This window comes from Bacteroides cellulosilyticus DSM 14838, assembly GCF_000158035.1.
In the GTDB taxonomy this organism is placed as follows: Bacteria; Bacteroidota; Bacteroidia; order Bacteroidales; family Bacteroidaceae; genus Bacteroides; species Bacteroides cellulosilyticus.
Map to the genome: position 1 here is coordinate 266,010 of NZ_EQ973495.1, position 8,506 is coordinate 274,515.

Annotated in this window: 8 protein-coding genes and 1 pseudogene; 4 read left to right on the plus strand and 5 right to left on the minus strand. The window is 41.0% G+C overall.

The genetic code is table 11. The features are described from left to right. Positions 1 to 205 precede the first annotated feature (205 nt). From creD to BACCELL_RS23410, 3 genes are read right to left on the minus strand one after another with little or no spacing between them, the layout of a single operon-like run. Positions 206 to 1,591, minus strand: coding sequence for a cell envelope integrity protein CreD (gene creD, locus BACCELL_RS23400; protein ID WP_007214607.1), 1,386 nt, complete (start codon positions 1,589 to 1,591; stop codon positions 206 to 208). Between the two features lie 59 nt (positions 1,592 to 1,650). Further along, a complete protein-coding gene (locus BACCELL_RS23405; RefSeq protein ID WP_007214608.1) occupies positions 1,651 to 1,947 on the minus strand; it encodes a winged helix-turn-helix domain-containing protein in 297 nt (98 codons plus the stop codon). A gap of 3 nt (positions 1,948 to 1,950) precedes the next feature. Beyond that, a complete protein-coding gene (locus BACCELL_RS23410; RefSeq protein WP_022209398.1) occupies positions 1,951 to 2,535 on the minus strand; it encodes a hypothetical protein in 585 nt (194 codons plus the stop codon). Positions 2,536 to 2,676: 141 nt separating this feature from the next. On the opposite strand from BACCELL_RS23410, the gene BACCELL_RS23415 reads away from it, so the two are divergent. Then, the gene (locus tag BACCELL_RS23415) at positions 2,677 to 3,012 is read left to right on the plus strand and encodes a DUF3795 domain-containing protein (RefSeq protein ID WP_007214610.1); all 336 of its coding nucleotides are present in this window, start codon (positions 2,677 to 2,679) and stop codon (positions 3,010 to 3,012) included. Positions 3,013 to 3,132: 120 nt separating this feature from the next. Here the strand turns inward: BACCELL_RS23415 and BACCELL_RS23420 are convergent, their stop codons facing one another. Further along, positions 3,133 to 4,206, minus strand: coding sequence for a sugar kinase (locus BACCELL_RS23420; RefSeq protein ID WP_007214611.1), 1,074 nt, complete (start codon positions 4,204 to 4,206; stop codon positions 3,133 to 3,135). Between the two features lie 168 nt (positions 4,207 to 4,374). Here BACCELL_RS23420 and nhaC point away from each other — a divergent pair. The 3 genes and pseudogenes from nhaC (at position 4,375) to BACCELL_RS23435 (ending at position 7,199) form a co-directional block, all read left to right on the plus strand. Continuing rightward, positions 4,375 to 5,803: pseudogene (nhaC, locus tag BACCELL_RS23425) on the plus strand (Na+/H+ antiporter NhaC). Between the two features lie 54 nt (positions 5,804 to 5,857). Continuing rightward, positions 5,858 to 6,448 carry a DUF4251 domain-containing protein gene (locus BACCELL_RS23430; RefSeq protein ID WP_007214615.1) on the plus strand — a complete coding sequence of 197 codons (591 nt, stop codon included), beginning with the start codon at positions 5,858 to 5,860 and terminating at the stop codon, positions 6,446 to 6,448. Positions 6,449 to 6,539: 91 nt separating this feature from the next. Next, a complete protein-coding gene (locus tag BACCELL_RS23435) occupies positions 6,540 to 7,199 on the plus strand; it encodes a LuxR C-terminal-related transcriptional regulator (protein WP_007214616.1) in 660 nt (219 codons plus the stop codon). Positions 7,200 to 7,208: 9 nt separating this feature from the next. On the opposite strand, the gene mnmA is transcribed toward BACCELL_RS23435, so the two are convergent. Then, positions 7,209 to 8,270 carry a tRNA 2-thiouridine(34) synthase MnmA gene (gene mnmA, locus BACCELL_RS23440; RefSeq protein WP_007214617.1) on the minus strand — a complete coding sequence of 354 codons (1,062 nt, stop codon included), beginning with the start codon at positions 8,268 to 8,270 and terminating at the stop codon, positions 7,209 to 7,211. Positions 8,271 to 8,506: the final 236 nt, after the last annotated feature.

Consider the following 8,506-nt stretch of genomic DNA (forward strand, 5'->3'; position numbering starts at 1 on the left):
TTGGGTAAGCAGTAATGGAGAAAAGAACAAAGACTGGTATAAGAAATAAAAAAAAATTAAAGAAGAATTGCTCACTATGTCTCAAAGAAAAAACTGAGAACATATTAGAAAGTATAAAGAGAGTGTCTGCTTGCTAGCTGACACTCTCTTCATATTTACACAGATCATGAATTTCCCCCAAAGGACATTCTTTATTCAGCCTGGCTTATTCATTGAACCAATCAATTTTTTTAGAGAAATACATCACCATAGCCAATATCACAAACAATCCGAGACTACCGGCAAGCAATGCAAAAGTCTCCAACTGTATAAGAATGAAAACATAAATATAGAGCACACTGAGCAGACCTGCCATAATAAACGCCGGTTTCTTTCTTTTAATAATCCCCAGCATATAGCCTCCTACCAGCATAATCGTAAGCACTGATGCCACCAGATATGCCATGCTGAAACCTATATGCTCGGACATGGACAACAACAAACTATAGAACAGACAAAGCGCCAAACCGACTAACAGATATTGCAAAGCATGAATACGGGTTTTCTCCATTATCTCCGTAAAGAATATCACTGTAAAGGTCAACAGAATAATCAGGATAGCATATTTAGTGGAACGCATGGACTGCTGGTACTGTTCTACCGGCATTTTCAGATTAACTCCGAAGTTAGAGTTCTGAATATCTTTGATACTGGCATTCTGATAATTTATAAACACTTGCGGATAATTTCTGTTCAAGTTCAGCACTTGCCATTGAGCAGAGAAGTCTTTCTCCGTAATCTCCCGCTTCTCCGGCAGGTAATTACCATCAAAACTTGGAGTATTCCAGTTTGCTTTCAGGGCAACTCTCGTAGTTTTACCCAAGGGAGTAAAATAAATGGATTGAGATCCTTTCAGCTTTATCTTCATTTCATAGGGTAACTTCCGGTCATCTTTCAGAGCGGAAAGGTCGACAATGGCATGAACACCCATGCTTTCAATGCCGCGTCCATCCATCCCCGGCTCAAACATATAAACAGAATCGTTCAAAGTTATGCTAACCTGTTCGCTGAGACCACGCATATCAGTCAGATTCAAGCATATTGCCGCTCTTTGATATTGAAGTGCATCCATGTCTACATTACTCTTACGAAGTTCTTCCGAACTAAAAAATCCCTTGATTACCAACTCCGACTGATATACATTCACCTTGTAAATTCCTCGCTGAAGAATCTCCGTACTCAACTGTCCGTCTATTGACAATTCGTCAGGAAGCAATGTAACATTTCCCATAGTCACCTTCTTCGTACCATTATCTTCCTGTGTGATAGGATACTTCAGATTGATGTAAGGTCCTGTAATTGTCTGCGCCAGACTCCACTTCTGACCGACTTCGGCAATAGCATCCGTCTGTGTTCGCCCGCGTTCCGAAATCATGTCTTCGATCATAAACATCGGAATTAGCAGCAACAGAATAAGGAAAGCAATGACCACTGCCTTGATAGATTTAGAGAAACGACGCAGACAACCACTTGCCTGTTTTCTCGTTTCATTCAGATTCTCTGCAAGATCTCCATTGAAATCTTCGTTCAAATTGTCATTCAAATTGTCCATAATAAAATAGTATTAAGTAAGATATTTAGTATTGTCCGGTTTTGTGTGAAGCCAAACATCTATGTTGATTTCAGAAAATTCTCCAATGCTTCTATGTGAGTTTTGAAAGCTTTCTTTCCTTCGGAAGTAGCCCGGAAAGATGTTTTCGGCTTCCTCCCCACAAAGCTCTTCTGACAAACGATATAACCCAGTTCCTCCAAAGCCCTTGTATGACTTGCCAGGTTACCGTCCGTCAGTGAAAGTAATTCCTTAAGAGTATTGAAATCGGCATCTTCATTTACCATGAGAACTGCCATAATACCCAAACGGACTTTACTTTCAAATGCCTTATTTATATTTTGAAATGCTTCTATCATCTATTATTTCCTTCTTTCGTACTGTAAATAAAACAACATGCCATATAAAATATGAAATCCGCCAAAACCAATTGTCCAAAACATTAAACCATGCCCCTCAAAGAAACAATCTGCAATACCCAAGCAAAGAAAAGCATATCCTAACCATGCTACATTGGAGTAAGTGAACTTAGACACATTGACCAAAGAAAGTCCATAGAAAAGTAACATCACAGAAGATACCAGTCCGTAATGTTCATGTAGCAGTAAAGCTATACAGAACAACCCTCCCGTCAACAACGGCAATGAAAAATTCCATGCAATACGATAGGTTAGTTTACTGAATAGCTTTTGTTGCATCTTCTTGGCCTTATACCAGGACAAGATACAAGCGGTAACAATTGAAACAATCAAAACCAGTGAAGCAACCATTATCAGTCCTTCCCTATTATCTTCTGATCTTAATAACTGACCGGCCACATAAGCGCCGGCTAATGCATACACTCCGGCCAATACAGCCGTCATTCCACTGAGAGATACGAACTTAGAAGATCTTTCCATCAATTCTTTTATCTCATTTACTGATTCTATTGCTTTATTTCTATCCATATAAAAAGTACTTTGTGTTGCAAAGTAAAATATAAAAAATGAAAGGAGCAAAGAATATCGAGAAAAAATGTATTCAATGAGATTAAGCCGCATAAGAATCACTATATTTGCAATCAACCAATTATCAACAGTCATAGCCTAATGATGAAACAATTAATTGCTTGTTGCGGATTAGATTGCGAAAGTTGCGATGCCCGCATAGCTACTGTCAGAGATGACAATGAGTTAAGAGAAAAAACAGCTCAACTGTGGAGTAAGTTGAATAATATACCGGAGATTACGGCAGATACCATTAATTGTATGGGCTGTTGTGTGGATGGAGTGAAAACGATGTATTGCAGCGATATGTGTGCAATCCGCAAATGCGTAAACGAAAAAGGGTTTAACACCTGTGGTGATTGTAAAGAATTGGATAACTGCCAGATAGTGGGTCCAATTTTTCAGCATACTCCCAGTGCTAAAGAAAATCTTCTATAACATTTTATCGCATTCGTCAGCTTTACAACCTGTATATCATCTTATCTTTAAGATAAAAAAAACAGCATTTGAGACCCTCCTATGCTGTTTCTTTTTCTCTTATTTGAATTAGATACTGTCTTATCGTGATACCCTCCCTGATGTATTTCCTTGCATCAGGCTCTCTACTTCTTCCACCATCACATGATTAAAATCACCGTATACGGTATTCTTTAATGCAGAAGCAGCCAAAGCATATTCCAACGCTTTTTGATCATTATCCGGATACGTTATAAGACCATAAATCATACCACCGACAAAAGCATCACCGGCACCTACGCGATCCACCTCGCACTCGATATCATAAATACCAGTATGCTTCAATGTGTTATCAGAATAGAGAATGGCAGCCAGTAGATTATGATTGGAAGTAATGGAATTACGAAGTTCCAGAAAAGCCTTCTGGCAACGAGGAACAAGCTCCACCACCCGACGACCAAAGTCTTCAAAAGCAGGAAGATTTGCTTCAAACGTAGTATCCTCAGCATCTACGGCTTTAAAACCGACAGGTTGTATGCCAAGTATCTCTTTATATTCCGGTTCGGCACCGAAAATGACATCACTGTATTGCACCAAAGGCTGCATGACTTCGGCAGCGGAACTCCCATAGTTCCAAAGTTTCTTACGGAAATTCAAATCACAGGAGATAGTCAATCCCATACGGTCAGCTATTTCAAGAGCCTCACGGCATGCATCGGCACCATCTTGTGACAAAGCCGCAGCAATGCCCGACCAATGAAACCAGCCAGCATCGGAGAATATCTTTTCCCAATCAATCATACCTGGACGCAATGTGGCAAAAGAAGAACCCTCACGGTCGTAAACCACATTGGAATTACGGAATGCCGCACCACTTTCCAGAAAATAAAGCCCCATGCGCTTACCACCAAAAACAATGCCTTCCGTGCCTAAACCGTTAGCACGGAGTGAAGCTATGCAGGCACGTGCCACAGCATTGTCCGGCAGGCGGGTTACGAATTCTGTAGGAATACCAAAGTTAGCCAACGAAACGGCCACATTAGCTTCACTGCCACCGTAAGTGGCTATCATTTGATTGGTTTGTGAAAAACGAAGGAAATCAGGAGCAGTAAGCCTCAGCATTACTTCACCAAAAGTGATTACTTTCTTATCTGTGGCAATTTGTTTCTTGTACATACGTTGTCAATAATAAAGTTTAACTAAACACCAAAGTTGTATTTTTATTCCAAGTAAACGCAAAGATATAATAATATTTATTGGCGGAAAAGCAGGGATAAAACATAATCATCAGATTTGTTGTAACTTTGCAAAGTTTTAACTGATATAACAAACAGAATGAGTTCATTGAAAAAAATTCCCTCTCCTTTAGTTTCCCTCCTGCCTATCGTGCTGTTGGTAGGAATGTTATTTGCCACCATACATACATTCGGAAGTGACGCACTGGAAGGAGGTAGCCAGATTTCCCTACTGACCACTACTGCTTTTTGCGTATTCATAGGTATAACATTCTACCGTGTCCCCTGGAAAGATTACGAACTCGCTATTACAAATAATATATCAGGAGTTGCTACAGCAATTATTATCTTACTGATAATAGGTGCACTGAGCGGTGCATGGATGATAAGCGGCATTGTCCCTACCCTTATATATTATGGTATGCAAATTATTCATCCTGACTTTTTTCTGGCATCAACCTGTATCATCTGCGCACTAATCTCTGTCATGACGGGGAGCTCGTGGACAACAATCGCCACTATCGGTATCGCACTGATGGGTATTGGCAAAGCGCAAGGGTTCAACGAAGGATGGATAGCAGGAGCTATTATCTCCGGAGCATATTTTGGTGATAAAATCTCCCCGCTGTCGGAAACTACGATACTTGCTTCCTCCATAACAGACGTTCCCTTGTTCCGGCATATACGCTATATGTTAATTACAACCACTCCATCGTTGATTATCACACTGATTATCTTTACAGTAATGGGATTCGTCATCGAAACAAACTCTACTGCGCACATGGCGGACTTTGCCACATCACTGAAAGATACCTTCACAATCACCTCCCTGGTTACTGATTGTTCCCTTGGTAACCGGAATACTTATTGCTCGAAAAGTTCCGTCCATCATTACCTTGTTCATATCCACTATGCTGGCAGGTATTTGCGCCATTATCTTCCAACCGGATTTGCTACGTGAAATAGCAGGAGAAAATAACATCTTCAAAGGGGTAATGATGACATTCTACGGAAGCACCGGTCTGGATACCGGCAACAGTATGCTGACCGACCTTGTGTCTACACGTGGCATGGCTGGCATGATGAATACAGTCTGGTTGATTCTTTGCGCCATGTGTTTCGGAGGTGCCATGACAGCAAGCGGTATGCTGGGCAGTATAACTTCAGTCTTTGTACGTTTCATGAAAGGAAGAGTCAGCGTTGTAGCATCCACTGTTTGCTCCGGACTGTTTCTCAATCTGACTACCGCCGACCAATACATTAGTATTATCCTCACCGGAAACATGTTTCGCAATATTTATGAGAAAAAAGGATATGAGAACCGATTATTGAGCCGTACTACGGAAGATGCTGTTACCGTGACCTCCCCTCTGATACCCTGGAATACCTGTGGAATGACGCAGGCAACGATATTGAACGTATCTACGCTGACCTATCTTCCTTATTGCTTTTTCAACATTATCAGTCCATTAATGAGCATCCTCGTTGCGGCCATCGGATATAAAATTGTGAAGCGTCCCGTGAACAATCCCGAATAAAGGTTGTTTTGCAATAAACGAACAAGAATCGTAAAACCTAAACATTAAAGAATTATGAAAAAGTTTATTGCATTAGTAGCATTAGTGATGATGAGTGCGGCAACAACCGCCATGTATGCACAAGAAAGTAGAGCGGAACGCCGCGCAGACCGTAAGGCTCAAAGAGACGCTGAACGCGCCCGCCTGAAAGCTGAAGAACAAGTAGCCGACGCAGTATCGTATGATGACGCTGTAGCCGCATTGAAAGCCCACCAATTCGTACTGGAAGCCGACCAGGTGATGTTCCGTAACGGACAGACAGCTTTCGTTAACTCTAACACCAACTTCGTACTGGTAAATCAAGGACGTGGTACCGTACAGGTAGCATTCAACACGGTATATCCCGGCCCTAACGGTATCGGTGGTGTAACTGTAGATGGTTCTACCTCGGATATGCAGATTACAACTGACAAGAAAGGTAACGTTAACTGCCAGTTCAGTATTCAGGGTATCGGTATCTCTGCACAGATTTTCATTTCGCTGACTAACGGTGGAAACAATGCTACCGTAACCATCAGCCCGAATTTCAACTCCAATACGATGACGCTGACTGGTAATCTCGTTCCATTAAGCCAATCCAGCATCTTTAAAGGACGTTCTTGGTAAAGCCCTTTACAATATATATATTTCCACTCCGCTGCAAATTGCCAGAAATGTGTACATTTGCAGCGGAGTTTTTATATTTTTGCATCCAAATATGAGAGAATTTATCATTGCAGACAACCAGGACATCACCAAAGCAGGTATGATGTTTCTACTCAGTAGTCAGAAAGACACAGCCTTGTTACTGGAAGCAGATAACAAAGCCGAATTAGTTCAGCAACTGCGTCTGCATCCGCAAGCAGTAGTAATACTGGACTATACGTTATTTGATTTTTCTGGTGCGGATGAGTTAATTGTCCTGCATGAGCGTTTTAAAGAAGCAGACTGGCTCCTTTTCTCTGATGAATTGAGTATGGAATTTCTCCGACAAGTATTATTCAGCAGTATGGCTTTCGGAGTAGTGCTAAAGGATAATTCAAAAGAAGAAATACTATCGGCATTGCAATGCGCTTCGCGAAAAGAACGTTTTATCTGTAATCATGTCAGTAATCTATTGCTGTCCGGCAGCAATGCATCTCCCGTACGCCACACGCTGAAAGATGATTTACTGACACCTGCCGAACGAAGTGTACTGAAAGAAATTGCTCTGGGAAAGACTACGAAAGAAATTGCGGCGGAGAAGAATCTTAGCTTTCATACGGTAAACAGCCACCGCAAAAACATATTTCGTAAATTAGGAGTGAATAATGTGCACGAAGCGACAAAATATGCTATGAAGGCAGGAATTGTGGATTTAGTGGAATACTATATATAAAAAGACTATTCAAATACCAATCTCTCCACTGCCGATACATATCCGGGAAGCTTCATCATATACGACACCGAATTGTCCGGGAGCAATGCCCTGCAAATTTTCAGAAGATACAATACGATAGATCTCCCCTTCCCGTATCAGTTTTCCTTTCATAAATTCCGGTGTATGGCGGATTTTAAAAGTTACATCGACTTCCTGATTATGTAACCAGGGATTTTCTGTAATGAAATGAAAATCATGAATCTTAAATTCACGCCCGTACTGCCATTGGGTATCATATCCCCGTGAGACATAAAGAACATTTGCCTCAACGTCTTTCCGAATGACAAACCAAGGACCACCACTCAATCCCAATCCTTTGCGCTGTCCGATGGTATGAAACCAGTACCCCCGGTGTGTACCGATTTTCTTTCCAGTCTCCAATTCTATAATATCTCCTTGCCGCTCACCAAGGAAACGACGCACAAAGTCATTGTAGTTAATCTTTCCCAGAAAGCAAATACCCTGACTGTCACGGCGACGGGCAGTAGGCAGTCCTGCATTGCGGGCAATGTCCCGTACTTCCTGTTTCATCAATCCACCAAGGGGGAACATCAGTTTGGAGACTTGCAAATAATCAATCTGCGCAAGAAAATCGGTCTGATCCTTTACTGGATCGACAGCTATGCCCAGCCATACCTTACCATCTTTATGGACCGTAGTGGCATAATGACCGGTAGCAATAAAATCAAACTCTTTGCCTACCTTCTGTTCAAAGCAACCGAACTTAATGAAGCGGTTACACATCACATCCGGATTAGGAGTCAATCCACGACGAATTTTATCAATGGCATAAGCAGCAACTTGTTCCCAATATTCTTTCTGCAAATCTACCATTTCCAAAGGTAATCCGTAACGATGTGCAATAGCCGTAGCCATCTCCCAATCTTCTTCAGCAGAACAATCCATATAATCGGTGCCGTCCATTCCTATCTTAATATAAAACAGAGACGGCCGATACCCTTGCTCACAAAGAAGGTGTACGACAACTGAGCTATCAACACCTCCTGATAATAAAACAGATATATTCATTCAAAATAGTTTAGAATATTACTTACAATAAATAAATATTAGAAGCACAATTGTATATTTAGCCTATCTCAGTCGTATACTTAGGGTACCTCAGTATCATACTTAGGGTATCTCAGTCCCATATTGAGATAAGAATATTACAACTACACTGATAGTCAAGTAATTACAAATCGTCTTTCCAATATCAATAAATCATAACAAACAATCAACAAAAAAAATAAAAAATAGACTCATTA

Bases quoted from the DNA above. Each gene is read 5' to 3' on its own strand.
- BACCELL_RS23430 (WP_007214615.1), top strand. From the start codon at position 5,858: ATGAAAAAGTTTATTGCATTAGTAGCATTAGTGATGATGAGTGCGGCA.
- creD (WP_007214607.1), bottom strand. From the start codon at position 1,591: ATGGACAATTTGAATGACAATTTGAACGAAGATTTCAATGGAGATCTT.
- BACCELL_RS23405 (WP_007214608.1), bottom strand. From the start codon at position 1,947: ATGATAGAAGCATTTCAAAATATAAATAAGGCATTTGAAAGTAAAGTC.
- BACCELL_RS23410 (WP_022209398.1), bottom strand. From the start codon at position 2,535: ATGGATAGAAATAAAGCAATAGAATCAGTAAATGAGATAAAAGAATTG.
- BACCELL_RS23415 (WP_007214610.1), top strand. From the start codon at position 2,677: ATGATGAAACAATTAATTGCTTGTTGCGGATTAGATTGCGAAAGTTGC.
- BACCELL_RS23420 (WP_007214611.1), bottom strand. From the start codon at position 4,206: ATGTACAAGAAACAAATTGCCACAGATAAGAAAGTAATCACTTTTGGT.
- mnmA (WP_007214617.1), bottom strand. From the start codon at position 8,270: ATGAATATATCTGTTTTATTATCAGGAGGTGTTGATAGCTCAGTTGTC.
- BACCELL_RS23435 (WP_007214616.1), top strand. From the start codon at position 6,540: ATGAGAGAATTTATCATTGCAGACAACCAGGACATCACCAAAGCAGGT.